The organism is Microlunatus sp. YIM B11417, from assembly GCF_059617205.1.
In genome coordinates, this window is the sequence record NZ_JCAMPJ010000001.1 from 1,652,109 (window position 1) to 1,676,131 (window position 24,023).

General features: G+C 70.5%; 27 protein-coding genes. 15 read left to right on the forward strand and 12 right to left on the reverse strand.

The features are described from left to right. Position 1: 1 nt before the first annotated feature. Complete coding sequence (locus AC6CCG_RS08235) at positions 2 to 748, forward strand: glycerophosphodiester phosphodiesterase (RefSeq protein ID WP_496654006.1); 747 nt, start codon at positions 2 to 4, stop codon at positions 746 to 748. Here AC6CCG_RS08235 and AC6CCG_RS08240 read toward each other — a convergent pair. The 4 genes from AC6CCG_RS08240 to AC6CCG_RS08255 are packed head-to-tail and all read right to left on the reverse strand — an operon-like array spanning position 726 to position 3,995. Then, entirely contained in the window at positions 726 to 1,481 is a 756-nt protein-coding gene (locus tag AC6CCG_RS08240) for a class I SAM-dependent methyltransferase (protein ID WP_496654007.1), read from the reverse strand. The genes AC6CCG_RS08235 and AC6CCG_RS08240 overlap by 23 nt on opposite strands. A 46-nt stretch (positions 1,482 to 1,527) precedes the next feature. Continuing rightward, entirely contained in the window at positions 1,528 to 2,289 is a 762-nt protein-coding gene (locus AC6CCG_RS08245) for an SDR family NAD(P)-dependent oxidoreductase (RefSeq protein ID WP_496654008.1), read from the reverse strand. Then, positions 2,286 to 3,197: an SMP-30/gluconolactonase/LRE family protein gene (locus tag AC6CCG_RS08250; RefSeq protein WP_496654009.1), complete on the reverse strand. Its 912-nt coding sequence runs from the start codon at positions 3,195 to 3,197 to the stop codon at positions 2,286 to 2,288. Before AC6CCG_RS08250 ends, AC6CCG_RS08245 begins: the two co-directional genes overlap by 4 nt. 24 nt (positions 3,198 to 3,221) lie before the next feature. After that, positions 3,222 to 3,995, reverse strand: a complete 774-nt coding sequence (locus tag AC6CCG_RS08255; protein WP_496654010.1) for a 6-phosphogluconolactonase — start codon at positions 3,993 to 3,995, stop codon at positions 3,222 to 3,224. A gap of 173 nt (positions 3,996 to 4,168) precedes the next feature. Between AC6CCG_RS08255 and AC6CCG_RS08260 the strand changes: the two genes are divergently transcribed. The 4 genes from AC6CCG_RS08260 to AC6CCG_RS08275 all read left to right on the forward strand — a co-directional run bounded on the left by AC6CCG_RS08260 (position 4,169) and on the right by AC6CCG_RS08275 (position 8,087). Next, complete coding sequence (locus AC6CCG_RS08260) at positions 4,169 to 5,413, forward strand: AGE family epimerase/isomerase (protein ID WP_496654011.1); 1,245 nt, start codon at positions 4,169 to 4,171, stop codon at positions 5,411 to 5,413. Positions 5,414 to 5,535: 122 nt separating this feature from the next. Then, on the forward strand, positions 5,536 to 6,531 hold the full coding sequence (locus tag AC6CCG_RS08265) for a hypothetical protein (RefSeq protein WP_496654012.1): 996 nt from the start codon (positions 5,536 to 5,538) through the stop codon (positions 6,529 to 6,531). Positions 6,532 to 6,533: 2 nt separating this feature from the next. After that, a complete protein-coding gene (locus AC6CCG_RS08270; RefSeq protein ID WP_496654013.1) occupies positions 6,534 to 7,316 on the forward strand; it encodes a protein phosphatase 2C domain-containing protein in 783 nt (260 codons plus the stop codon). 87 nt (positions 7,317 to 7,403) lie between these two features. Beyond that, positions 7,404 to 8,087: a TMEM175 family protein gene (locus tag AC6CCG_RS08275; protein WP_496654014.1), complete on the forward strand. Its 684-nt coding sequence runs from the start codon at positions 7,404 to 7,406 to the stop codon at positions 8,085 to 8,087. Between the two features lies 1 nt (position 8,088). Here AC6CCG_RS08275 and AC6CCG_RS08280 read toward each other — a convergent pair whose 3' ends face one another. Beyond that, a complete protein-coding gene (locus AC6CCG_RS08280; protein WP_496654015.1) occupies positions 8,089 to 9,189 on the reverse strand; it encodes a peptidoglycan recognition protein family protein in 1,101 nt (366 codons plus the stop codon). A 72-nt stretch (positions 9,190 to 9,261) separates the two neighbouring features. On the opposite strand from AC6CCG_RS08280, the gene AC6CCG_RS08285 reads away from it, so the two are divergent. Both AC6CCG_RS08285 and AC6CCG_RS08290 read left to right on the forward strand, forming a co-directional pair. Next, entirely contained in the window at positions 9,262 to 10,113 is an 852-nt protein-coding gene (locus AC6CCG_RS08285; RefSeq protein WP_496654016.1) for an ABC transporter permease, read from the forward strand. Positions 10,114 to 10,235: 122 nt separating this feature from the next. Beyond that, the gene (locus tag AC6CCG_RS08290; protein ID WP_496654017.1) at positions 10,236 to 11,162 is read left to right on the forward strand and encodes an endonuclease/exonuclease/phosphatase family protein; all 927 of its coding nucleotides are present in this window, start codon (positions 10,236 to 10,238) and stop codon (positions 11,160 to 11,162) included. Here AC6CCG_RS08290 and AC6CCG_RS08295 read toward each other — a convergent pair whose 3' ends face one another. The 4 genes from AC6CCG_RS08295 to AC6CCG_RS08310 form a co-directional block, all read right to left on the reverse strand. Further along, positions 11,163 to 12,080 (reverse strand): aminoglycoside phosphotransferase family protein, encoded by a 918-nt coding sequence (locus AC6CCG_RS08295; RefSeq protein WP_496654018.1) that lies wholly within the window; start codon positions 12,078 to 12,080, stop codon positions 11,163 to 11,165. Between the two features lie 206 nt (positions 12,081 to 12,286). Continuing rightward, entirely contained in the window at positions 12,287 to 12,508 is a 222-nt protein-coding gene (locus AC6CCG_RS08300) for a DUF5615 family PIN-like protein (RefSeq protein WP_496654019.1), read from the reverse strand. Between the two features lie 29 nt (positions 12,509 to 12,537). Continuing rightward, on the reverse strand, positions 12,538 to 12,789 hold the full coding sequence (locus tag AC6CCG_RS08305) for a DUF433 domain-containing protein (protein WP_496654020.1): 252 nt from the start codon (positions 12,787 to 12,789) through the stop codon (positions 12,538 to 12,540). A 67-nt stretch (positions 12,790 to 12,856) separates the two neighbouring features. Further along, positions 12,857 to 14,044, reverse strand: coding sequence for a septal ring lytic transglycosylase RlpA family protein (locus AC6CCG_RS08310; protein WP_496654021.1), 1,188 nt, complete (start codon positions 14,042 to 14,044; stop codon positions 12,857 to 12,859). Between the two features lie 285 nt (positions 14,045 to 14,329). On the opposite strand from AC6CCG_RS08310, the gene AC6CCG_RS08315 reads away from it, so the two are divergent. Beyond that, positions 14,330 to 15,571, forward strand: a complete 1,242-nt coding sequence (locus AC6CCG_RS08315) for a S1 family peptidase (RefSeq protein WP_496654022.1) — start codon at positions 14,330 to 14,332, stop codon at positions 15,569 to 15,571. On the opposite strand, the gene AC6CCG_RS08320 is transcribed toward AC6CCG_RS08315, so the two are convergent. Beyond that, positions 15,568 to 15,885 carry a GatB/YqeY domain-containing protein gene (locus tag AC6CCG_RS08320; RefSeq protein WP_496654023.1) on the reverse strand — a complete coding sequence of 106 codons (318 nt, stop codon included), beginning with the start codon at positions 15,883 to 15,885 and terminating at the stop codon, positions 15,568 to 15,570. The genes AC6CCG_RS08315 and AC6CCG_RS08320 overlap by 4 nt on opposite strands. Positions 15,886 to 16,072: 187 nt before the next feature. On the opposite strand from AC6CCG_RS08320, the gene rpsP reads away from it, so the two are divergent. From rpsP to trmD, 4 genes are read left to right on the forward strand one after another with little or no spacing between them, the layout of a single operon-like run. After that, positions 16,073 to 16,525 carry a 30S ribosomal protein S16 gene (rpsP, locus tag AC6CCG_RS08325; RefSeq protein WP_496654024.1) on the forward strand — a complete coding sequence of 151 codons (453 nt, stop codon included), beginning with the start codon at positions 16,073 to 16,075 and terminating at the stop codon, positions 16,523 to 16,525. 2 nt (positions 16,526 to 16,527) lie between these two features. Further along, positions 16,528 to 16,803: an RNA-binding protein gene (locus AC6CCG_RS08330; RefSeq protein WP_377491543.1), complete on the forward strand. Its 276-nt coding sequence runs from the start codon at positions 16,528 to 16,530 to the stop codon at positions 16,801 to 16,803. A gap of 17 nt (positions 16,804 to 16,820) precedes the next feature. Beyond that, complete coding sequence (gene rimM / locus AC6CCG_RS08335) at positions 16,821 to 17,360, forward strand: ribosome maturation factor RimM (RefSeq protein WP_496654025.1); 540 nt, start codon at positions 16,821 to 16,823, stop codon at positions 17,358 to 17,360. Next, positions 17,360 to 18,538 (forward strand): tRNA (guanosine(37)-N1)-methyltransferase TrmD, encoded by a 1,179-nt coding sequence (gene trmD, locus AC6CCG_RS08340; RefSeq protein WP_496654026.1) that lies wholly within the window; start codon positions 17,360 to 17,362, stop codon positions 18,536 to 18,538. The genes rimM and trmD overlap by 1 nt, the downstream gene beginning before the upstream one ends. Here the strand turns inward: trmD and AC6CCG_RS08345 are convergent. Beyond that, positions 18,510 to 19,121, reverse strand: coding sequence for a class I SAM-dependent methyltransferase (locus AC6CCG_RS08345; protein WP_496654027.1), 612 nt, complete (start codon positions 19,119 to 19,121; stop codon positions 18,510 to 18,512). The two genes, trmD and AC6CCG_RS08345, sit on opposite strands and share 29 nt — an antisense overlap. A 106-nt stretch (positions 19,122 to 19,227) precedes the next feature. Here AC6CCG_RS08345 and AC6CCG_RS08350 point away from each other — a divergent pair, with 106 nt between their 5' ends. Both AC6CCG_RS08350 and hemW read left to right on the forward strand, forming a co-directional pair. Then, the gene (locus tag AC6CCG_RS08350) at positions 19,228 to 20,052 is read left to right on the forward strand and encodes an S-methyl-5'-thioadenosine phosphorylase (protein ID WP_496654028.1); all 825 of its coding nucleotides are present in this window, start codon (positions 19,228 to 19,230) and stop codon (positions 20,050 to 20,052) included. Between the two features lie 21 nt (positions 20,053 to 20,073). Continuing rightward, positions 20,074 to 21,291, forward strand: a complete 1,218-nt coding sequence (gene hemW, locus AC6CCG_RS08355; protein ID WP_496654029.1) for a radical SAM family heme chaperone HemW — start codon at positions 20,074 to 20,076, stop codon at positions 21,289 to 21,291. Between the two features lie 2 nt (positions 21,292 to 21,293). Here the strand turns inward: hemW and AC6CCG_RS08360 are convergent, their stop codons facing one another. After that, positions 21,294 to 22,712 (reverse strand): MFS transporter, encoded by a 1,419-nt coding sequence (locus AC6CCG_RS08360; RefSeq protein ID WP_496654030.1) that lies wholly within the window; start codon positions 22,710 to 22,712, stop codon positions 21,294 to 21,296. 128 nt (positions 22,713 to 22,840) lie between these two features. Here AC6CCG_RS08360 and AC6CCG_RS08365 point away from each other — a divergent pair, with 128 nt between their 5' ends. After that, positions 22,841 to 23,983 carry a mandelate racemase/muconate lactonizing enzyme family protein gene (locus AC6CCG_RS08365; RefSeq protein ID WP_496654031.1) on the forward strand — a complete coding sequence of 381 codons (1,143 nt, stop codon included), beginning with the start codon at positions 22,841 to 22,843 and terminating at the stop codon, positions 23,981 to 23,983. The last annotated feature ends 40 nt before the right edge of the window (positions 23,984 to 24,023 follow it).

Below are 24,023 nucleotides of genomic sequence, written 5' to 3' on the forward strand. Positions count from 1 at the left end.
CATGATCATCGCGGGCCATCGCGGGGCGATGGCACACCATCCCGAGAACAGCCTGGAATCCTTCGCCGCGGCCGAAGCCGCCGGTGCCGATGAGATCGAGCTGGACGTCCGGCGGACCCGGGACGGGATGCTGATCGTGCTGCACGACGCGACCCTGGACCGGGTCGCCCTGGACGACAGCGGCCGGGGACTGCCGCCGGTCGCCGAGCTGACGTACGACGAGGTCAGTGCGATCACGCTCGACTCCGGGCGGCCGGCGCTCACCCTCGACGAGGCGTACGCGGCGACCAAGATCACGCTGCAGGTGGAACTCAAGGACCCGGGTTGCGTCGAGGCGCTGGCGGCGTTCTTCGCTGATCATCCGGACCGGGCCGCCCGAACGATCTTCACCAGCTTCCACGCCGACGCACTCGAGCAGGCCAAGGAGCTGATGCCCGGGATCCCGCGCGGCATCATCGTCTTCGGCCACCCGAGCGCCGACGAGTACCCGGAGGGCATCCCGGCGCTGCTGCGCCGGACCGGCTCGGAGATCTTCCACTGCGGCTGGCCGGGCCTGACCCGCGAAGTCGTCGACGCGATGCACGACGCCGGCTTCCCGGTGCGCGGCTGGCCGCTGCGCGATCCGGCCGACATGGAGCGAGCGGTCGCCCTCGGCATCGACGGCACCACCAGCGACGACCCGGCCCTGGCCCGGACCTGGTACGAGGCGGTCGCCGGCGCGGGAGTCAGCGGCGCCGGTAGACGCTGACGTGCATCGTGCTGTCGGCCACGAACGGTTCCCGGTTCCAGCCGGCCCAGCGTTCGCTCAGCCGGAGCCCGGCGAGCCGCGCCATCAGGTCGAGCTCGCTCGGCCAGGCCAGCCGGTACACCCCGGTGCCCGACGTGATCCCGGCGCCCGAGATCCGGACCAGGTTCTCCAGGAAGACCTGGGTGGACGGGTCGTAGCGGCAGACGTTGAGGCCGACGCCCTCGTGGCCGATCCAGCGCGGGCGGACGTACTCGTGCTCGTCGGTCCAGGTGCTCGGGACGGCGGTCTCGACGACGAACGCGCCGTCCTCGGTGAGGTGCCGGGCGGCGTTCTCGAAGCAGCGCACCTGGTCGTCCTGCGTCCGCAGGTTGAAGATCGTGTTGAAGACGAGGTACACGAGCGAGTACGTGCCCGCCAGCCGCACCGACGTCATGTCCCCGAGCGCGACGTCCAGTTCGGTGCCGCCCGGCAGGGTCCGCAACCGGTCGATCGCCCCCGCATACAGATCGACGCCCGCGACCTCGATCCCACGCTCGGCCAGCGGCAGGGCGATCCGGCCGTCCCCGATCCCGAACTCCAGGGTGCGGCCGGTGCCGGCCAGGTCGGCCAGGAGGTCGCAGGCGGCATCCTCGTCGCCGCGAAGCCAGGCGATCCCGCTGTCGTCGCCCCTGATCGCCGTGTCGGCGTCGGACAGGTCGGAGCGGGGCCGGAACGTCCTCGGATCGGATCCCATGCCGGCCAAGATCGCCGCACTCGAAGGCGAGGTCAACCGATTTGCGTCAGCGGAGCACCCAGCCGCCGTCGACGGTGATGATCTGGCCGGTGACGAAGGCGCTGTCGTCGCCGGCCAGGAAGAGGAAGGCTCCGGCAAGATCAGCGGAGTAGCCGCGGCGCTGCAAGGCTTGGTGCGGCAGGATGCGCTCGGCGGCGACGGCCTCGTCCGGGGTCCAGCGGACCTCGTTCTCGGTCCGGATCGCGCCGGGCATGATCGCGTTCACCCGGATCCCCTCGGGGCCGACCTCGCGGGCGAGGGTACGGACCAGCCCGATGATCGCGGCCTTGCTGGTGGTGTAGTCCATCGCGCCGACCATGCCGAGGTCGACCATGATCGAGGTCAGGGCGATGAAGGAGCCGTGGCCGGAGTCGCGCAGGTACGGATGGGCGTGCTTGGCCAGCAGGAAGGTGCCGCGGACGTTGACCGCCTGGGTCAGGTCCCACTGCTCGACGGTGATCTCCTGCCAGGGCCGGTGCGTCTCGAACGCGGCGTTGGCGACGACGACGTCCAGCCGGCCCCAATGGGCGGCCGACTGCTCGACCAGGCGCTCGACGGCGTCCGGGTCCGCGAGATCGGCGGCCAGCGGCGTGGCGGCGTCGCCGAGCTCGGCCGCCACGGCCTCCGCCTCGGCGGTCCGGTCCGGGTGCGGCTGGTGCGCGATGATCACCTTCGCGCCCTCGGCGGCGAACCGGCGGGCGGTCGCCGCGCCGATGCCCCTCGAGGCTCCGGTGATCAACGCGACCCGGTCGGCGAGCTTTCCGGTCATCCGCGGAGACCGGTCGGCGCGGGCAGGATGATCATGGGCCGGAGCCGGCCCGGGTACGGCGAGCGGGTGGTGAACAGCCGGCCGGCCAGCGGGTCCGCCGCCGAGTCGGCCTCCGAGAACCCCTCCCGGGCACTGGTGATCAGCACGTCGCGGCCGTCCGGCCCGCCGAGCTCGACACTGGTGGCCTGGGGCGTGGGGATGGTGATCACGACGTCGACGGTACCGTCCGCCGCGTACCGGCGCACCTGCCCGGACCCGTAGAGGGCGACCCAGAGCCCGCCGGCCCGGTCGGCGGCCAGTCCGTCCGGCAGGCCGTCCTCGGCCGGGATCTCGAGGGCGACCCCGGACTCGCTGACGGTGCCCGACCCCGGATCGACCCGGTGCCGCAGGATCGCGTGGCCGAAGGTGTCGGCGTGGAACAGTTCGGTCCCGTCGGCCGACCAGACCATGCCGTTGGACAGGGTGATGCCGCCGGCCTGCCGGCTGCTGACGCCGTCGAGGTCGACCTTGATCAACTCGCCGGCACCGGGGGTCCGGGCCGGTTCGATGCTGCCGATCCACAGGCGGCCCGCGGCGTCGGCGGTGCCGTCGTTGACCAACCAGCCGTCGGGCACGTCCACCGCGCCGAACCGGGTCAGCCGCCAGCCTCGATCATGATCACGACGGGCGGCGAACAAGGTCGTGCCCTGCACCACCAGGGCGGCCCCCGCGCCGTCCGGCTGGACCAGCGAGGTGCGGCCGCCGTCCGTGATCACCGGCTCGGCGGGGCCGTCCGGTCGTCGCGTCCAGACGTGCCCGGGGTCGGCGTCGACCCACCACCAGGCCTCGCCGTCCCAGCGGGCGCTCTCGCCGAGCACCGTGCGCGGACCGGCCGCCTCGTCCAGCGGTTCGGCGGTGATCGTGATCATCCGTACTCCTGGATCAGTCGTTGATCAACCGCGGTCCGGCGTCAGTCGCGAGGCCGCGCCCGCGTCGAGGTAGAGCGAAGCCTGCAGGTGGGTGCGCAGCACGCTGGCGGGGCAGTCCGTCGTCAGCGGGCCTTCCAGCGCTGCCCGTACCGCCTCGGCCTTGTGCGGGCCGATCACCGTCGCGACCATGGCCGCGGCGCCGGTCAGGGCCGGTACGGTCAGCGTGAGCGCGAACTCCGGGACGTCCTCGATCGTCTCGAAGAGCTCGTCGTCGACCTGCTGCTTGCGCGACACGTCGTCCAGCCGGATCCGCCGGACCAGACGGCTGTCGGCGAAGTCGGTGTCACCCGGCTCGTTGAACGCGATGTGGCCGTTCACCCCGATGCCGAGGCAGGTGACGTCGATCGGCGCCTCGGCCAGCAGGCCTGAGTAGCGGGCGATCTCCGCGTCCGGGTCGGCGGTGGCGTCGATCCGCTGCAGCCCGGGCCGGGCGGCCTTCGGCAGCCGGTCCGACAGCCACTGGCCGAAGCCCTGCGGGTGGTCCGGGGCCAGGCCCAGGTAGTCGTCCATGTGGAAGGAGCGGACCGCGGCCCAGTCGATCCGGGTGTCGGTCCGGAGATGGGCCAGCATCGCCTCCTGGGACGGGGCGCTGGCGAAGATCACCCGCGCCGCGCCGGACCGCTGCTGGGCCGCGACGATCAGGTCGGCGGCCGCCGCGGCAGCCCGCCGCCCGGCCTCGTCCTCGGTCGGCTCGATCACCACGGCCCCGGCCAGAGGGCGAGAATCGGCGAGGTCCATCAGGCAGTCCCCTTCCAGAATGAGAGCGCTCCTGTCCGTCGCGGAGCGGAGCCGGGATTCAAGGGGCGTCCCCTTGGATACCTTTGCAATCGGTTGCAGAAGACACTAGCGTGTGGCCCGTTCCCGGTCAACGACGGTCCCGTCTCGCGGGGCACCAGGGGAGGGCGGAGTGGATGGCTGACGGCGTCGACGGCCGGATCGCGGAGATCAAGATCACGGCGCGGCAGCAGCTGGAACAGGTGATCCTGCCCTTCTGGCTGGACCGCGGGATCGACCACGAGTTCGGCGGCTTCCACACCTGCTTCGACAATCGCGGCCGGAACCGTACCGGGACCGACAAGTTCACCTGGTCCCAGGGGCGGTTCGTCTGGCTGCTCGCCCACGCCGCCGAACGGGTCGTCGCGGGCGACCTGTCCGGCTCGGCGGAGGATCTGCTCGGGTGGGCCCGCCGGGGTGCCCGGTTCGTCGCCGAGCACGCGCTCCGGCCGGACGGCACCTGCTGGTACGCCACCACCCAGGACGGCCGGCCGCTCGCCGAGAGCCGCGGCGGCGACCAGCCCGACCGTAGCGTCTACGCCGACTGCTTCGCGGTGCTCGGGCTGGCCGAGTTGGCCAGGGTGGAACAGGACCGGTCCTGGCTCGAGCTGGCCGACCCGGTGCTGCGCCGGGCCCGGGCCGACATCCTGGCCGGCACGGCTCCGACGCCGCCGTACCCGGTCCCGGCCGGTTACACCGCCTACGGCCCGAAGATGATCTTGGTCAACGTGCTGCTCGCCGCCGCCCAGGCGGACCAGGCCGTCGGCGGCACCGGGCCGTACCGGGCGTGGCTGGCCGAGGCGCTGGACCTGATGATCACCCATCGGCTGCCGGACGGGACGTTCGCCGAGATGCTGCCGGCCTCCGGCGAGGCGCTGCTGGGCCGGCACCGGGTTCCCGGGCACGCCATCGAGGGGACCTGGATGGCGCTGGCCGCGATGGACCTGCTCGATGATCATCGGCACCGGGATTCCTTGCTGGACGGGATTCCGGCGCTCTGTGCGTCCGCCTGGGACCCGGAGTTCGGCGGCCTGCTCCGCTACGTCGACGCCGATGCTCCGGACCGGCCGCGGGGCGTCGACTCCGGCAGCCCGTACGAGCGGGGCCTGATCGACACCTGGGACACCAAGCTCTGGTGGGTGCACTCGGAGACCGCGGCGACGACCATGATCGCCAGTCGCCGGTACGGCCACGCGGAGTCCCGGGACTGGCTGCTCCGGGTCTGGGACTACCTGATCACGACGTTCCCCGGCGGCGACCAGGGCGAGGAATGGATCCAGATCCGCGATCGCGCCGGCCGGCCGCTGGACCAGGTCGTGGCGCTGCCGGTCAAGGATCCGTTCCACGTCACCCGCAACCTGATGCAGTTGCTGACCGCCTGATTTCGGTCCGAATTACGGTCCATCCGCTATCAGAATTCTGGACGTCCGGAGCTCTTGTGGCGGAGGTCACGGCCGCCTTACGATCACTCCATCCCAAGCCGTCTTCGTGCTGGAGGTGCCGAATGATCACTCGTCCGAGCCACATCCTCCGCCGGATCGGCCGGAGCTGCGGGGCACTGGTGTTGCTGGTCGTGCTCGCGGTTGCCGGCGGTCCGACGCCAGCCCGGGCCGACACCGGCCTGACCCGCCTCACCTGGTCCGCCAACCTCGGCCGAATCGCCAACGTCGGGCCCTGGGTCCGCAATGTGAACTACTCGATGACTCCGAGCACGCCGACCAGCGGCCGGGTCGCCGGGACCTTCGCCCAGTACGACCCGACCGTGGCCGGCGTGAAGACCGTGATCGGTTACGCCGGACCGTGCAACGGCGTGGACCGCTGCCCGATCTTCACCGCCACGGCGTCCCGGTCGGGCACCTGGCAGGGCGACTACACCTTCACCGGGACCGACAATGCCGGTCGGCTGGTGATCACCTGGGACAGCGGCATGACCGAGACCTGGGACCTGACCCAACTGCGCGGCAACACGCTCGGCCAGATGACCCTGGTGTCGGCGGCCTGGGACGGCAGCGACCCGAACGGCGGCATCGGGTACGGCTCCAAGCAGCCGTTCAGCTACTACAAGACGATGGGCATGGTCGACTCGGTCACCGATCTCTACTACGGCACCACGGACTACGTGGTCGAGGGCTCGACGGCCCAGTACGGGGCGGCCTGGAACCTCAACGTCGGTGCGATGAACGGGAGCTCGACGTACCCCAAGGGGCTCTATCTGCTGCAGAGTCCGAACACCAGTTACCCGGCCTGCCGCGATGATCTTGAATACATCAAGGGCACCATCTACATGATGTGGGTGACCAATGCGGGACGCCTGATGCCGCAGAACAACTGGCGCCGCTGCCTGGTCCAGGCCGAGACCGGCGCCTACACCCAGGACCTGCACGTCGCGATGCTGAACCAGGTGATCGACGACAGCAAGAACCTGGTCGGCGTCGTCGGCGTCGAGTCCTCGGCCTCCGGCGGCTGGACGCTCGCCCGGGTCCGCGCGCTCAAGCAGTGATCATGGACCCGGAGGTACGGATCGCCACCCTGCCGGCGTTTCCGGACCAGCCCAACGAGGACCTCGCGATCACCCGGGGCGGCGTCGTCGTCCTGCTCGACGGCGCCGGCATCCCGAAGCACCTGAGCACCGGCTGCCACCACGGCGTGCACTGGTACGTCAGCCGGCTCGGACCGGCCCTGCTGGACCGGGCGACCGATCCGGCGACGCCGCTCGCGGAAGCGCTGCGGCTGGCGATCCTGGACGTCCGCCCGCTGCACGAGGGCGCCTGCGATCTCGATCACCCGAACTCGCCGTCCGCCACCGTGATCGTCACCCGGCTGACCGACCGACTGGAGGCGCTCGTCCTCGCCGACTCGACCTTGATCGTCGACACGGCGGACGGGCCGACGGCGGTCACCGACGACCGGCTGGACCGACTGGCCGCCCGGCTCCGTGCGGAGGGCCACCTGCCCGCTTCGGGCTGGATGACTCCCTACCGGAACCGACCGGGAGGGTTCTGGGTCGCCGGGGCCGACCCGGCCGCCGCGGCCGAGGCGCTGATCCGGACCTGGCCGCGGGAGCAGGTCACCGCCTTCGCCCTGCTCTCCGACGGCGCGGCCCGCGGCGTCGACCTGTTCCATGATCAGGAATGGCCGGGGGTGCTCGCGACGCTCGCCGGCGACGGACCGGAGGCCGTGCTGAACCAGGTCCGGGACCTCGAGGCCGCCGACGCCGACCGGACCCGCCGGCCCCGCTCGAAGATCAACGACGACGCCACGATCGCCTACGTCGAACTCGGCTGAACCCGCCCGGAACCCGTGCCGCTCGGAGTAGGGTCCTCACGGCGCTGTGCAGCACAGGCCCGGGACAGCGAGGAGCGGAGGAGACGGGTGGCCGAGTCGGAACCGGAACGGCCGGACTTCCCACCGGCGCGGAGCGGACGTCTCGAGGCGTTCACCGACGCGGTGGTCGCGATCGCCATGACGTTGTTGATCTTGCCGCTGCTGGAGGCGGCCACCGAGGTGGTCCGGCAGGCGCGCGAGCACGGCGAGGCGGGCGAGAGCCCGACCGCGGGCGACTACCTGAGCGAGAACGGCTGGCAGCTGGTCACGTTCCTGCTCAGCTTCGTCCTGATCGCGGTCTTCTGGGCGCTGCACCACCGGGTGTTCCGGTCCGACACCCCGAGTTCGGGCGCGCGCACGGCGGCCAACTTCGCCTGGATGGTGACCATCGTGCTGATGCCCTTGACCACGGCCATGATCGGCCTGTTCGAGACCGACAGGCTGCTGCTCGCGGTCTACATCGGCAACCTGGCCGCCTGCTCGTGGCTGCTGTTGCTGATCACCGCGCTGGAGATCAGGAACCGGCGCCGGGCCGGCCTGGCGGCGCCGCGGCGCGGCTTCCTGGCGGTCTTCTGGTCGCAGGCCCTGCTCTACACGCTGGCCCTGGTGGTCGCCGTCGCCGCGCCGTCGATCGGCTTCTACGCCCTGTTCCTGTTGATCTTGACCGCGCCGGTGTCCTGGCTGCTGCTCAGGACCCCGGTGCTGCGGGCCGGGACCCGCAGCACACCCTAGGTCAGCGGAACGACTCGCGGACGATCCCGCCGACCAGCGCGCACCAGGTCGACGGCGACATCACGCCGTCGGCCGGCAGCCGGTGCAGTCGCTGCAGCTTGCGTACCGCGACGTCGGTGACACCGTCGAAGGCGCCGGTGACCGTGGTCCCGAAGCCCTTCGTGGCGAGCATGGTCTGGATCGCCGAGACCGCCGGGCCGGAATCGCCGAGCCGGACCGGCACCGGCTCGACCAGCGACCGCCAGGTGGGCGGGGTCAGCGTCGCGTCGACGTCGACCGGGATCTGGTTGCGGGCCTGCCAGTCCTGCACCGCGGCCACCGTCGCCGGGCCGAACGCGCCGTCCGGCTTGAGCGGGTAGCCCTGGACGTTGAGCAGGTACTGCACGGTGATCACCGACGGGCTGTTGACGAACCGCCACAGGTCCGGCCAGCGCCGCTCCTCGTCCATGCTCGCCTCGCCGAGCTTGCGGGCGATCGTGCGGCGGAGCTTCGGGAAGATCCCGTAGAACGCGATGCCGGGACACTGCGTGTGCCGGAAGTCCCAGTGGCCGAAGATGTCCCAGGCGTGCAGGCCGTACTGCTCGCAGACGGCGACGCAGAGCCGGACCAGCGATTCCTGCAGCGCGTCCGGCGGCAGTTCGGTGATGTAGGTGCCCTCGTTCTCGATCCCGATCGCGCGGCCGTTCTCGCCGGGGCAGTGGGCCGAGATCACCTGGTTGCCGCCCGTGTCCAGCTGGGCGAGGCTGCCGTGCCGGCCCTCGAGGACGTACCCGCCGCGGCTGATCGTGAAGTGCTGACCGGTGTCGGACCAGCCGTTGCCGTCCATGTGCAGGTCCTGGCAGTCCTTGGCCAGCTTGATCGCCTGCTCGCGCGAATAGTCCGTGACGTTCGGGAACGCCATGTGGTGCAGGATGATCTTGTTCGTGGCGATCGCGCTGAGCGGCAGCGCACCTGACGGCGGCCGGGCACCCCAGCCGTCGCAGTCGATGATCCAGGGAAATGTGGGGCTGGGTGCTGCGTGGGCGGTGGATGCGGCGCTGCCGATGACGGCGGTTGCGGCGATCCCGAGCCCACCCTGCAGCACGGCGCGACGAGTCTGCATCGAACTCCCTCCGTTGGGCTGCGCCGATCGTACGACGAGCGACGGCGATTTGTCGCCGGTTACGCTGATCATGTGGTGGCACCCGACGAGACCCGACCGGAGACCGGCGCCGTGACCGCGGCGCTGCCGCTGCGGGCCGAGTTGCGGCGTCAGCTGGGCCGGCGGCGCACGATCGGCATCCTGGCCGTGCTGCTGGCGTTGCCATTGGTGCTGATCGGCGCGTTTGCGCTCGGCGGGCCGTCGGACGGGACGGGGCCGACGTTCGTCGACCTGGCCCAGTACGGCGGACCGAATCTCACCGTCTTCGCCCTGTACGCGGCGACCGGCTTCCTGTTGATCATCGTGGTGGCCCTGTTCTTCGGCGACACGGTGCCGTCCGAGGCGGCCTGGGGGACCCTGCGCTACCTGCTCAGCGCACCGGTGCCGCGGGCCCGGCTGCTCGGCAGCAAACTGATCATCGCCGGGCTGTCGGCCGTGGCGGCCATGATCGTCCTGCCGGTCTGGACGTTGCTGGTGGGCGGCTTTGCGTACGGCTGGAACTCGTACCTGTCGCCGACCGGTGATCAACTCGTCCTCGGCGAGTTCCTGCTCCGGCTGCCGATCATCATCGTCTACCTGATCCTCAACCTGTCCGTGGTCGGTGCGCTCTCGTTTGCGTTCGGGGTGCTCACCGACGCGCCGCTGGCCGCCGTCGGCGGGGCGGTCCTGGTCATGATCGTCTCCGCGATCCTCGACTCGATCCCGGCCCTCGGCCCGATCGCGGACGGGCTGCCCGGACACTTCGCGTTCGCCTGGGCCACGGCGCTCGCCCCGGCCATCGACTTCTCCCGGATGGCCACCGGCGCGCTCTGGTCGATCGGCTACGCGATCATCGGCTTCGGCTTCGCCTTCTGGTGGTTCCTCCGCAAGGACATCACCAGCTGACTTGATCACCAACTGACCCGGTTGCCCGCGCAGCATTCTGCGGGCCGCCGATCGGTCGTCACCTGATCTCCGCCTGCCCTTCCTAGCGTTCCGAGCCGAACGCATCGACTCGGAGGGGTGCCATGTCCTTGATCTCCCGTCGTACCTTGATCGCCGGAGCGGGCGTCGCGGCCGGCCTGGCCGCGGCGACCGGAACGGCCCGGGCGGAGGCGGCCGGGCGGCGGCCGCTGATCGGCGAGGCGAGCCGGACCCAGCTGCACCTGATGACCTTCAACATCCGCTACGACCGGTCCGGCGTCACGCAGCTGGGCGACCCCGACCACTGGCCGGACCGCCGCCCGATCATGATCGAACTGCTTGAACTGGAGCAGCCGACGCTGCTCGGCGTCCAGGAGGTGCTCTACGGGCAGCTGGCGGCGGTCGATCAGGCGCTGCCGAAGCACCGGCTGATCGGGTACGGACGCCAGGGTGGCAGCCACGACGAGTACTCCGGGATCTTCTACGACCCGGTCCGGCTCGAGGTTCTCGAGTGGGACCAGTTCTGGCTGTCGGACACGCCGAAGGTGATCGGCTCGGCCACCTGGGGCAACACGGTGACCCGGATCGTCACCTGGGCCCGGGTTCGTGATCTCCACTCCGGCAAGGAGTTCGCCATGATCAACACCCACTTCGACCACCAGTCCGAGCCGGCCCGGCTGAACAGCGCGAAGGCGATGGTCGAGTTGATCAACGGCGGGCTGGCCGGCCTGCCGATGATCGTCACCGGCGACTTCAACTCCTCCTCGCACAACTCCGGCGCCTACGCGACGCTGGTGGACAGCGGCGAGCTGATCGACAGTTGGGACGCGGCGGAGAAGCGGCTGACCCCGGAGTGGAACACGTTCGCCGGCTACCGGGAGCTGGTCGAGGGCGGCAACCGGATCGACTGGATCCTCGGCAGCACCGAGGTCCGGGTCCGCAAGGCCGCGATCAACAGCTACCGCAAGGATGGTCGCTACCCGTCCGACCATCTGCCGGTGCAGGCGCTGGTACAGCTGCCGCCGGCCTGATCATGATCGGCGGTGGTCCGCCAGGACGTTCTCGATCACCCGGTACGGATCGTGCCGCCAGCCGAAGCGGCGGGCGTCGTCGTACTCGTCGCCGCCGGCCAGCCGGGCCCGCCGGATCGTGATCAACGCCTTCCACAAGGCCCAGCCGCGGCCGCGTGCCCAGGTGTCGTCGTCGAACGGGAGCCGGGCCCGGAACCGTGCGGCGCCGGGATCGGCGAAGAACGACCACGTGATCGCCAGGTCGCAGGCGGGATCGCCGACCGCGAAGCAGCCGAAGTCGATCACCGCGCTCAGCCTTCCGTCGGCGACGAGCAGGTTGGCGCCGACGAGGTCGCCGTGCACCCAGGCCGGCGGCCGGTCCCAGGTGCTGGACAGCGCCCGCCGCCACACCTGGTTCACGGCCCTCGGATCGAACCGGTCCGCGATCATGGCCGTCGCCTCCGGGATCTCCTCGTCGTCGTAGATCGCGAGCGGCCCGCCGCGATGACCGTTGCCCGGCTCCGGCGGCGGCCCGTCGGTGGGATCGATCCCCGTCAGCGCGATCAGGAAGTCCGCCAGGTCGTCGGCGAACCCGAGCTCGTCGGCGATCGGAGCCCGACCGGCCGGCGCCCCGGCCAGCCAGTGGTTGATCGTCCACGGCCAGGGATAGCCACAGCCCGGGCGACCGGCCGCGACCGGGCGGGGGATCGGCCGCGGCAACCGCGGAGCCAGCACCGGCAGCCAACGGTGTTCCTTCGGCACGGCCGTCGCGTAGCCGCCGCCGTTCGGCAGCCTGATCGACAACGCGTCACCGAGCCGGAAGGTCGAGTCGTCCCAGCCGCTCAGGCCGACCGGCACGACGGGCAGTCCTGCCCATTGCGGAAACTGCTCGGCCACCAGTCGAGCCGCCAGGTCCGCCGTGATCTCATCCCGCTCCATGCCGCCCGATTGTTCCGTTGGCTGGGCGACCTGGCACCCGATTTCCGGCTGGGCGCGACCTACTGGTCAGCTCGGGTCGTGGATGAAGACGCCGTCACGATGAAGTTCGACGAATCGGTACTCAACGACCGCAGCTGTCAGGTCGGCGTCATGGCGATCGAACAGCGCGAGCAGGTCCGGGGTCGCGATGTTGCCGCACGTGACGATCAGGAGCGGGCCGGCTGCCGCCTGGTCAGGTGCAGGACTCGAAAATCGTCGTCCTTGGTCACAACGATTCTGTTCTCGCGATCCGCGATCGCCGCGATCTCGATGTCGGCGAGGACCGTTCCGCGTGGGTACTGCTTGACGTGGCGAGCGTCGTGACCATGGCTGCTCAGGTGCACTGCGAGCCGTGACGGCAACTGTTGGTCGATGAGGAAGGCTGACACGGCGGGAAGCGCGGTCGAGGGCTCGGCTTTCAGGCGACGAACCTGTGGATGCGAGCTGCGGAGTGGAGTGCGGCGAACTCCAGGACGGCGAGGATGTCATCGCGCTCGAGTTCGTCGTAGTCGGCGAGGATCCCCTCGTAGGTCATCCCGGACGCGAGTAGTTCGAGCACGTCCTGCACGCGAATCCGCATGCCGCGGATCGTCGGCTTCCCATGGGAGACCTCCGGATTCACGGTGATCCGATCAAGTCGGCTCGGCGTAGCGACCATGTGCACCATCATCGCCTTCGAACGACCGTCTGGCACCTATCAGGGGCCTGGACACCGTTGTCCCGTCTCGCCCGGCCGCTCAGAGCACCTTGTACTTGACCGGGACGACGCCCGCACCGGTGCCGCCGATGGCCTGCATCGCGGCCCGGGAGAGGTCGAGGCAGCGGCCGGAGATGTACGGGCCGCGGTCGTTGATCCGGACGACGGTGCTCTTGCCGTTGTTGAGATTGGTCACCTTGACCCGGCTGTTGAACGGCAGCGACTTGTGCGCCGCGGTGAAGTCGTTCGTGTTGAACTGCTCGCCGTTCGCGGTCATCTGGCCCTGCCAGTAGTAGGACGCCTTGCAGGTGCCCGAATCGCCGGAGGCCTCGTCGTTCTTCGGCTCGTCGTCGTTGCTGGAGCCGCCCGAATCGCCCGAGTCGTCGTTACCCGAGTCGTCGTTGTTGTCGCTGTCGTCCTGCTTCGGCTCCTTGGTGCCGACCAGAACGATCTTGTCCCGCTTCTTCTTGATCACCTTCGAGGAGAGCTTCCGCTTCTCGGTCTGCTTGCCGTCGACGTAGACGTACTCCCAGACCTCTTCGGTGATCCCGGTGATGCCGCTGGTGTCGGTCTTCGTCTCGCCCTTCTCGAGCGAGTCGGTCTTCTTCTCGATCGTCTTGTACTCGTGCTCGAGCTTCTTGGTCGCCTTCTTCACCTCGACGATCTTGACCACGATCTTGGCCTTGTCGCGCAGGGCCGAGGAAGGCTTCGGCGAGACCTGATCATCCTTGTCGTAGGCGACCTTGGCCTGCTTGAGCGCGTCGGCGATGGTCCGCCCGGTCGAGGTGATCTTGAAGGTCTTGCCGCCGGCGACGATCGTCGCGGACTTGGAGGTGTCCACCTTGATGTGGATGCCGTCCCGGCTGATCTTGGCGCCGCGCGAGGTGGACAGCTTGGCCGTGGCGGGGATGTTCATCTCCTGCAGGGCCTCGTCCACGCTGCGTGCCGTGGTCCAGTAGCTGTCCTTCTTGCCGTCGACCGTGATCGTCAGCTGACGGGCGAAGTTCACCGTGATCGTGGTCGGACCGGCGACCTCCGCGGTCAGCGACGGCTGCACGTCGTCCCGGTCGTTGACCGCGATGCCCTGGTCGCGCAGCACGTCGGCCACGGTCCCGGCATGGGTCGTGAAGCGGGTTGACTGCCCGTCGACCGAGAGATTGACATCGTCGGCGGCCGCGACATATCCGCCGTAGCCGAGGCCACCAGCGGCGAGAAGGCCAGCGATCACGACTGCAGGAACAACTTTGCGCACGATTCTCCAGCGGGTCTGCGGGTGGGTGGGCACAGGTGCGACACCCCTTGCGGATAACAGAATAGTAACGACAGGTTCAGCGAACGCAACTCGGTGGAGGAGACCTACCCGGTTCGCCGGGCGAAGGGTGAGCCCTTGACCTCCCCGTCGAAGGTTCGTTAGCGTCAACGGCGATTTACTCAAGCGATTTTGCTCAGGGGAAGGCTGGCTCTCGGTCAGGTCGGGGGTGTGCCCATCGGGGAAATCGATCGAGAGGAAGTCATGTCTGATCGGGGAACGACCCGTGCTCTGAGGCCGTTGCTCGCCCTGCTGGCCGGGCTCGCGCTGATGTTCGGTACGGCCACTGCGGCGACCGCTCAACCCGACAAGGGAATCCCGGATTCCCAGTTACAAGCGTTGGCCCGTGCACTCGGGCTGTCGACGGACGATGCCGAGAACCTGCTGTCGGTGCAGGCCAGGCTGTCGGTGCTGGCCGTCGATCTCGAGGCCAAGCTCGGTCCGGACGTCAGTGCCGGGTCCTGGATCGACGCGGGCTCGGGAAAGCTCGTCGTCGCGGTGACCAGCTCGGAGGCGGCCGCGGTGGTTCGCGCGTCCGGTGCCGAGGTGCGCCAGGTCAAGCATTCGCTGTCCGAACTGGCCGAGCAGCGCAAGGCGCTGGACGCGTTCGCGCGGTCCGAGGGGGCCGGCGACGTGCAGTCCTGGCGGGCCGACGTGCGGTCCAACAGCCTGCTGGTCAGGACCGTCGAGGGCGCCGACGACAAGGCGACCGAGGCCTTCCTGGCCAAGGCTCGCAAGCTCGGCGTGACCGTGACCGTCGAGAAGGTGGCCGGCGCGGTCCGGCCGACCGCCGACCTCTACGGCGGGCAGCAGATCGAGATGTCCAACGGCTACGTCTGCTCGGCCGGGTTCAACGCCAAGACCTCGTCCGGTGACGCGATCCTGCTCACCGCGGGCCACTGCGGTGCCGACGAGCCGACGTTCTCCCGGGACGGCGTGGAGATCGGCGCGACGCGTTCGTACAGCTTCCCGGAGAACGACTACGCGGCCGTCGACGTCTCCAGCGCCTGGACCCAGCAGGGTGCCGTGGACACCTACGACGGCTCGTACCAGGACGTCACCGAGGCCGGCCTCGGTGCGGTCGGCAGTGCGGTCTGCAAGAGCGGCCGGACCACCGACTGGACCTGTGGCGAGATCGAGTCGCACGACGAGACCGTCAACTACGGCAACGGCGACATCGTCTCCGGCCTGACCCAGCACACCGCCTGCGTCGAGCAGGGCGACTCCGGCGGCGCGAACGTCAGCGGCAGCGTCGCCCAGGGTCTGACCAGCGGCGGGATGCTCTACCAGCAGGGCCAGGACCTGGTCTGCGGCGAGAAGGTCGGCGAGCCGAACGTCGGCTACTTCCAGCCGGTCGAGGAGGCCCTCGCGGCCAACGACGCCGAACTGATCACGGCCTCCACGTCCTCGAACGGCCGGGGCAACGGCTGGGGACGCGACCGCTAGTCGCGACCGCTCAGGATCCGGTCGAGCACGTCGGCCTCCCGGTGGAGTTCGCCGGCGTGCTCGGTCCGGCCCGACTCTTCGTACGCCGCGGCGGCCCGCCGCCGCTCGCTGACCTCGGCGCCGACGATCGCCACCAGATCGTCGGCGCCGAGTTCGCGCCGGGCCACCTCGGCCGCCGTGTGGCCGGCCGGATCGACGGCCTCGGCGTTCCCGATCGCCGCCAGCGCGGTCCGGATCGCCCGCGCCGCGACTCGGTCCCGTTCCTTCAAGGCGGCACGCAGCGCGTCCTGCAGCCGGTCTCGCAGTTCGTTCATGGCGTGAGGCTAGTCGCGCGGTGAGTTCGCGTTGTGGGGCGTGACTCTGGCAAACTATGCGCTGGTCCTGCTCGGGCACGCCCTCTCATCGTGCCCGCAGTCGGGTCCCAGCCGAGGCCGCGGTTCGGAGTGCCCCACACGGGCGGTGTCCTCACCCACACATGATTTCCAAGGAGTTACCACTCACGTGGCTGTCAAGATTCGCCTGAAGCGGCTCGGCAAGATCCGCTCGCCGCACTACCGCATCGTCGTCGCCGACTCCCGCACCAAGCGTGACGGTCGGGCGATCGAGGAGATCGGCAAGTACCACCCGAAGAACGACCCGTCGCTGATCGAGGTCAACTCGGAGCGGGCCCAGTACTGGCTGTCCGTCGGCGCCCAGCCGACCGAGGCCGTCATCGCCATCCTCAAGCGCAGCGGTGACTGGCAGAAGTACTCCGGCGACACCTCGCCGTCGGGGATCGAGCCGCAGAAGACCCGGACCAACAAGCTCGACGCGTTCAACGCCGCGCTGGCCGAGGCCGGGGACGAGCCGAAGAACAAGGCCATCACGACGGAGAAGCCGGCCAAGAAGGCCGACGCCGAGGCTGACGGCGGCGACGCCGCTCCGGCCGACGCCGAGTCCGGCGATCAGGCCTGATCGTGCTGTCTGAGGCGCTGGAGCACCTGGTCCGCGGCATCGTGACGGTGCCCGACGACGTCCGGGTGCGGGACAAGGACCTGCGGCGCGGGCGGTTGCTCGAGGTGCGGGTCCATCCCGACGACATCGGCAAGGTGATCGGCCGGTCGGGGCGGACCGCCACCGCGCTGCGGACCGTGATCACGGCCCTGGCCGGTCGCGAGCAGGTTCGGGTCGACTTCGTCGACGTCGACCGCAACGACCGCCGCTCCGGAGATCGCCGCCGCGGTCGTCGCTGACGTACGGATCCACAACCGTGTCGGTTGAGGTCCTGGTCGGCGTCGTCGGCCGGGCCCACGGAATCCGTGGCGATGTCGCGGTCGAGCCGCGCACCGACGAGCCAGAGGTACGTTTCGCAGCCGGCCGGGCTGTCCGCATCGAGGGCAGCCCGCGCCGGCTGACGGTCGTCACGGCGCGTGATCACAGCGGCCGGCTGCTGGTCCGGTTCAGTGAGATCGACGACCGCAACGCCGCGGAGGCGCTGCGCGGCGTCCGGCTGGTCGTCGACGTGGATCCGGCGGAACGGCCGGACCAGCCGGAGGAGTTCTACGACCGGCAGTTGGTCGGGCTGCGGGTGCTCGACGCCACCGGCACCGAGGTCGGCCGGGTCACCGGCGTGGCCCATCTGCCCGCCCAGGACCTGCTGGAGATCGACACCGCTGGCGGCGAGGCGCTGGTGCCGTTCGTCTCCGAGCTGGTGCCCGAGGTCGATCTCGATCAAGGTCTGCTCCGGCTGGCCGACGTGCCCGGGCTGCTGGCCGCCGAGACTCCATCGTCTGACGGGGTTGGCGACTGATGCGGATCGACGTCGTCTCGATCTTCCCCGACTACCTGGCACCACTGAGGCTCTCCCTGGTCGGCAAGGCGATCGAGACCGGACTGATCGACCTCGCGGTGCACGATCTGCGGGACTGGACCCACGACCGGCACCGGACCGTCGACGACACCCCGTACGGCGGCGGTGCCGGCATGGTGATGCGCCCGGAGCCGTGGGGAGAGGCGCTGGACGACCTGGTGCCGGCCGACACGGACGCCCGGTTGTTGATCATGTCGCCGTCCGGGCGGCGCTTCGACCAACGGCTGGCCGCGGAACTGGCCGCCGAGCAGCGGGTGATCATCGCCTGCGGCCGCTACGAGGGGATCGACGCCCGGGTCGCCGAACACGCCGCGACCCGGATGCGGGTGGACGAGGTCAGCATCGGCGACTACGTCCTGAACGGCGGCGAGGCAGCAGCGCTGGTGATCATCGAGGCGTTCGCCCGGCTGATTCCGGGCGTGATCGGCAACCCCGCATCGCTGGCCGAGGAGTCCCACTCCGCCGACCATGATCAACTCCTGGAGTACCCGGTCTACACCAAGCCGGCCGCCTGGCGCGGGCTGGAGGTGCCGGAGGTGCTGCTGTCCGGCCACCACGGCCGGATCACCGCCTGGCGCCGGGAACGGGCCGTCGAGCTGACTCGGCGGCGCCGGCCGGAGCTGTTGCCGGACGCCGAACGGACCGGCGAGCTCGAGGTCCGGCCCGCGGTCCGGACCGACGCCGGCGAACTGCTGACCCTGCAGCGGGCCGCGTTCCTGACCGAAGGGCAGCGCTGCGGTTCGCTGGACCTGCCGCCGCTGACCGAGGGGATCGAGGTGATCAACGCCGCCATCGACACCGACACCGTGCTGGTCGCGCGCCTGAGCGGGAGGCTCGCCGGCGGCGTGATCGGTGCCCGCGGCGAGCACGGGGCGTGGACGATCGGCCGGCTGATCGTCGCGCCGGACCTGACCGGGCGGGGTGTCGGCAGTCGGCTGCTGGCCGCGATCGAGGCTGCCGCGCCGCGGGATCGTACGGTCGCCCGGCTGTTCACCGCCGTGGCCAGCAAGGAGAACATCGCCTTCTACCGCGGCCGCGGCTACCGGGTCGTCGAGCGCCGGGACACGCCGATCGAAGTACCGATCGTGATCATGGAGAAGTCCCTGCGGGTCCCCTGAGCTCGATGATGTCGGCCAGCGGTCCTGCGGCCTCCCGGTGACTGACCCGCAACGAGGAGTCGCCGATGGCGGCGGTCAGGGACCGGGTCAGGCTGGCGCCGCCGACCGCGGTCAGGACCCTGCTGGCCGCGCGGCGCACCGGTCCGGGCGGGGCCTCGAAGAACCGGCCCAGGATCCAGAGGCTGCCTCCGGCGTTGATCACACGGGCGGCCTCGGCGACGGCCCGGGTGGGATCCTCGACGACGCTCAGTACGTAGCTGAGGACGACGACGTCGAACGAGTCGTCGGGGAAGGCGAGGGCCTCGGCGTTCATCTCCAGCAGCCTCGCGTCCGCGCACCGGGCCCTGGCCCGCGCCAGCATCGCCGGCGACAGGTCGCCCCCGCTCACCTCCGCACCAGCCGGCAGGTGCAGCAGATCCAGTCCGGTCCCGACGCCGACCAGCAGAACCCGTTGGCCTGGCCGGATGGCGGCGCGGGCGAACAGCCGCCGGCGCGGCCCGGCCACCAGCGGCAGCGCGGCGGCCAGGTCGTACACCGCGGCCAGCCGCTGGTAGCGGGCACGATTGCGGTCGTTCGGTCCCATCCGTCCTCCCTCCGTACCGCGATTCTGGGCGGACCCGAGGCGCCGGCGACAGGGCCTGCACCGGTCACCCACCGGACAGCTCGGCCCGGCCTCTACCCTTGGTCCCGTGACGGCAACGGCTGAGATCGGGATCATCGGAGGTTCGGGGTTCTACACCTTCCTGGACGAGCCGGAACGGGTCGCGGTGGAGACGCCGTTCGGGGCGCCCAGCGCCGACCTGGCGATCGGTGAGGTGGCCGGGCGGCGGGTCGCGTTCCTGCCCCGGCACGGCGAGCAGCACCAGCATCCGCCGCACCGGGTGAACTACCGGGCCAACCTGTGGGCGCTGCGCTCGGTCGGGGTGCGGCAGGTGCTCGGCCCGTGCGCGGTCGGCTCGCTCCGGGAGGAGTACGGGCCCGGCACGCTGGTGCTGCCCGACCAGGTGATCGACCGGACCTGGGGCCGCGCGCACACCGTGTACGACAGCGAGGGCCCGGTGGTGCACGTCAGTTTCGCCGACCCGTATTGTCCGCGCGGCCGGCAGGTGGTGCTCGACTCGGCCGGGGCCGACACCGGGGTGCCGATCGACGGCGGGACGCTGGTCGTGGTCAACGGACCGCGGTTCTCCAGTCGGGCCGAGTCGCACTGGCACACCGCCCTCGGCGGCACCGTGATCGGGATGACCGGGATGCCGGAGGCGTCGATCGCGCGTGAACTGGCGCTCTGCTACACGACCGTCGCGGTGATCACCGATCACGACGCCGGGGTCGACCAGGCCACCGCGGTGAGCCATGCCGAGGTGCTGAAGATCTTCGGCGAGAACATCGACCGGCTGAAGCAGCTGCTGCGCCGGGTGATCGAACGGCTGCCGGCCGCGGAGACGGACGCCGAGGCGACCTGCCCCTGCCGCCGGGCGCTGGACGGCATGCCGTTGCCGTTCGAGCTGCCATGATCATGATCAGGTCCTGGTCCGGTGCCGTCGCAACCTCCTGACGGGACGCCGGCGCCGGCCGACGGGTCGCTGCCCGGCCCCGCCCGGGCCGAGGTGGGCCGGCGGCCGCTCGGGTTCTATCTGCACGTCCCGTACTGCACGACGCGGTGCGGCTACTGCGACTTCAACACCTACACGTCTGCCGAGCTCGGCTCGGCGCCCGGCACGGGTCAGGACAGCTACCTGGCCGCGATGCTGGCCGAGATCGAGTTGGCCGGCCGGGTGCTCGGCGCCGCCGCTCCGCCGGTCGGCACGATCTTCGTCGGCGGCGGCACGCCGACCCTGCTGCCGCCCGAATCCTTGATCACGATGATCACCGCGATCGAGGACCGGTTCGGCCTGCTCCCGGACGCCGAGATCACTACCGAGTCCAACCCGGAGTCGATCGGCCCGGACGGGCTGGAACGGCTGCGGGCGGGCGGCTTCAACCGGATCTCGTTCGGCATGCAGTCGGCCGTCGAACGGGTGCTGGCCACCCTGGACCGGGTCCATTCCCCGGGGCGGGCCGGCCGGGCGGTGGCCGAGGCGCGGGCGGCCGGCTTCGACGACATCAGTCTCGATCTGATCTTCGGCACGCCGGGGGAGAGCCTGGCCGACTGGCGGACCAGCCTGGAGACCGCGCTGGCCGCCGAACCCGATCATGTGAGCGCGTACGCCCTGATCGTGGAGTCCGGGACCCGGCTGGCGAACCGGATCCGGCGCGGCGAGATCGCCCAGCCCGACGACGATGATCTTGCCGACAAATACCTGCTGGCCGAGGAGCTGCTGACCGGTGCCGGTCTGTCCGCGTACGAGATCAGCAACTGGGCTCGTGGGCCAGAGCACCGGTGCCGGCACAACATCGGCTACTGGCGCGGTGATCACTGGTGGGGTGTCGGGCCCGGCGCGCACAGTCACGTCGGCGGCGTCCGGTGGTGGAACGTTCGGCACCCGGCGGCCTACACCGGCCGGCTGGCGGCAGGGGAGTCGCCGGCCCAGGCCCGCGAGCTGCTCGACGATCGTGATCGCCGGGTGGAGCGGGTGCTGCTCGAACTCCGGCTGGCCGACGGGCTCGACCCGGACGCGCTGACCGAGTCCGAGTCGAGCCGGGTCGCGGACCTGGTGGATCGCGGCTTGATCATGATCACCGACGGCCGGCTGGTGCTGACCCTGCGCGGCCGGTTGCTGGCCGACGCCGTGGTACGGGATCTGCTCGACTGAGCCTAGGAGGGTGCCCCGTCACGTCGTGAGCGCAGGGTGATCACGATCAGCACGGCACCGGCCAGGGCGATGCCCGCGGCACCGAGGAAGGCGGCGGAGAAGCCCTGGGTCAGGGCCGCGGTGTCACCGAGTCGATCGGCGCCGAACGCGGTCGCCACGGCCGTCATCGCGGCCAGGCCGAGCGCGGAGCCCACCTGGTAGCTCGTGTTCACGATGCCGGAGGCCAGGCCGCCCTCCTCGGGCCGGGCCGACGAGATCGCCGTGCCGAGCGACGGGATGAAGGCGAGCGACATGCCCAGCGCTGCCACCAGCGTGGCCGGCAGGACGTCGGTCCAGTAGCTGCCGTCGGCCGGTGCCAGCGACAGCCAGCCCATCCCGGCGGCGAGCAGGATCAGGCCGGCGACGATCGGCGTCCTGGTGCCGAACCGCCCGATCACCCGCGGTGCCAGCGCGATCATCCCGATCATGATCACCAACGTCATCGGCAGCAGCGCGGCGCCGGAGGGGAACGCCGTGTAGTGCAGCACCTGCTGCAGGTAGAGGTTGAGGAAGAACCACATCGGGATCCAGGCCCCGCCGAGCATCAACTGGGCCAGGTTGGCCGCACCCAGCTGAGGCGTGCGGAAGATCGACAGCCGGACCAGCGGCTGCCGCCGAACCGCCTGCGAGATCACGAACCCGGTCAGCAGCACGGCGGCGAGTCCCAGCGCGATCCAGGTCTCCGCCGAGCCCCAGCCGACCTCCGGGGCCCGGACGATGCCGTACACCGCCGCGCCGAGGCCGAGGGTCACGGTGAGCGCGCCGGGCAGGTCCACCGACCCGCGGGTCCCGGTCCCGCCGGCCGGCATCAGGAACCGGGTGGCGACCAGCGCGATCACCGCGATCGGGACGTTGAGGTAGAAGACCCAGGGCCAGGAGAGGTACTGGGTGATCACCCCGCCGAGGAACACGCCCGCCGTGCCGCCGGCCGGAGCCGCGGCGCCGTAGAGCGCGAGGGCCCTGGTCGACTCCTTCGGGTCGGCCCCGAAGATCATCATGAGCAGGGTGAGCGCGGACGGCGCGATCAGCGCGGCGCCGATGCCCTGGACGGCCCGCCCGGCGAGCTCCACGGCGACGTTGCCGGCCAGCCCCGCGACGAGCGAGCCGGCCAGCAGGACGACCCAGCCGGTGCCGAACAGGCGACGGGCACCGAACAGGTCCGACAGCCGGCCGCCGAGCAGGAGCAGACCGCCGAAGGCGACGACGTAGGCGTTGAAGACCCAGGAGAGATTCTGCTGGGTGAAGCCGAGCTCGGCCTGCATCCGGGGCAGGGCGACCCCGATGATCGAGGTGTCCATGATCACCACGAACTGGGCGGTGGCGATCAACGCGAGCGCCCACCAGCGCTTGGTGCCGCGGCGCTCACTGACTGACGTAGACATCTGGTTCTCCATACCGGTAGGGGGTATATCGAGCGATACCCTATGGGGGTATGGGTCAAGACACAAGAGCGTTCTGCCCCGTGGGATCCCGGACCCGCTCCGGAGTGGCGAGGGCTAGCGTCGGAGCCATGATCATCACCGAGGTTCGACCGTTCCTGCTCGACCGCTACCTGATGGTCGAGATCCGTACCGACGAAGGGCTGACCGGACTCGGCGAGTCCGGTGCTTGGGGCTTCCTGGAGGCGTCCCGCGGTGCGCTGGACCACTTCGGCCGCTACCTGGTCGGCACGTCGCCGCTGCTGATCGAGCATCACTGGCAGTACCTCTACCGATCCACCCACTTCCGTGGTGCGGCGATCATGGGGGCGCTGAGCGCGATCGACATCGCCCTCTGGGACATCGCCGGCCAGTACTACGGCGTGCCGGTGCACCACCTGCTCGGTGGGCCGGTGCGGGACCGGGCGCGCGCGTACTGCCATGTCTTCGGGCAGTCGCGCGCCGAACTGATCGACGGCATCGTCGCCGCCAAGGAGCAGGGGTTCACCGCTGTCGGGCACCTGACGCCGTTCCTGGACTCGCCGCGCCACGAGCCGTACTTCGAGACCGAGGCGCAGAAGATCGGCCGCGCGATCGACGCTGTGCACCGATACCGCGAAGTGGCCGGCGACGGGGTCGACCTGTGCATCGAGCTGCACCGGCGACTGACCCCGGCCGAGGCGGTGCTGCTCGGCTCCGGCATCGAGGCCGCGCTGCCCATGTTCCTCGAGGATCCGGTGCTGCCGGACAACCTCGACGAGATGGCGTACGTCGCCGACAAGATCAACGTGCCGATCGCGACAGGCGAGCGCCTGACCAGCATCTGGGACTTCGAGATGCTGCTCTCCCGCAACGCCGTCCAGTACGTCCGGCCGGACGTCTGCCTGGTCGGTGGCATCTCCGGTGCGAAGAAGATCGCGGCGCTGGCCGAGGCTCGGCACGTGGGGGTGGTGCCGCACAACCCGCTCGGACCGGTGTCCACCGCGGCCTGCCTGCAGGTCGCGGCCAGTGTGCCCAACTTCGCCCTGCAGGAGTTCCCGACCGTGGATCTCGCCGGCTTCCCGGCCGGGGCGATCGAGGTCGACTACGGCCACGACGGCCGGGGCTTCCTGACCGTGCCGAGCACGCCCGGGATCGGAGCCCGGCTCGGCCCGGACGCCGAGCGGATCGCGCCGCCGCGGATCCCGCCGCTGACCACCAGGCTGCACCTGGACGGCTCCGTCGTCGACCAGTGAACGTGTTATTCAACCTATCGGTTGACAACCTGGGAGTGCC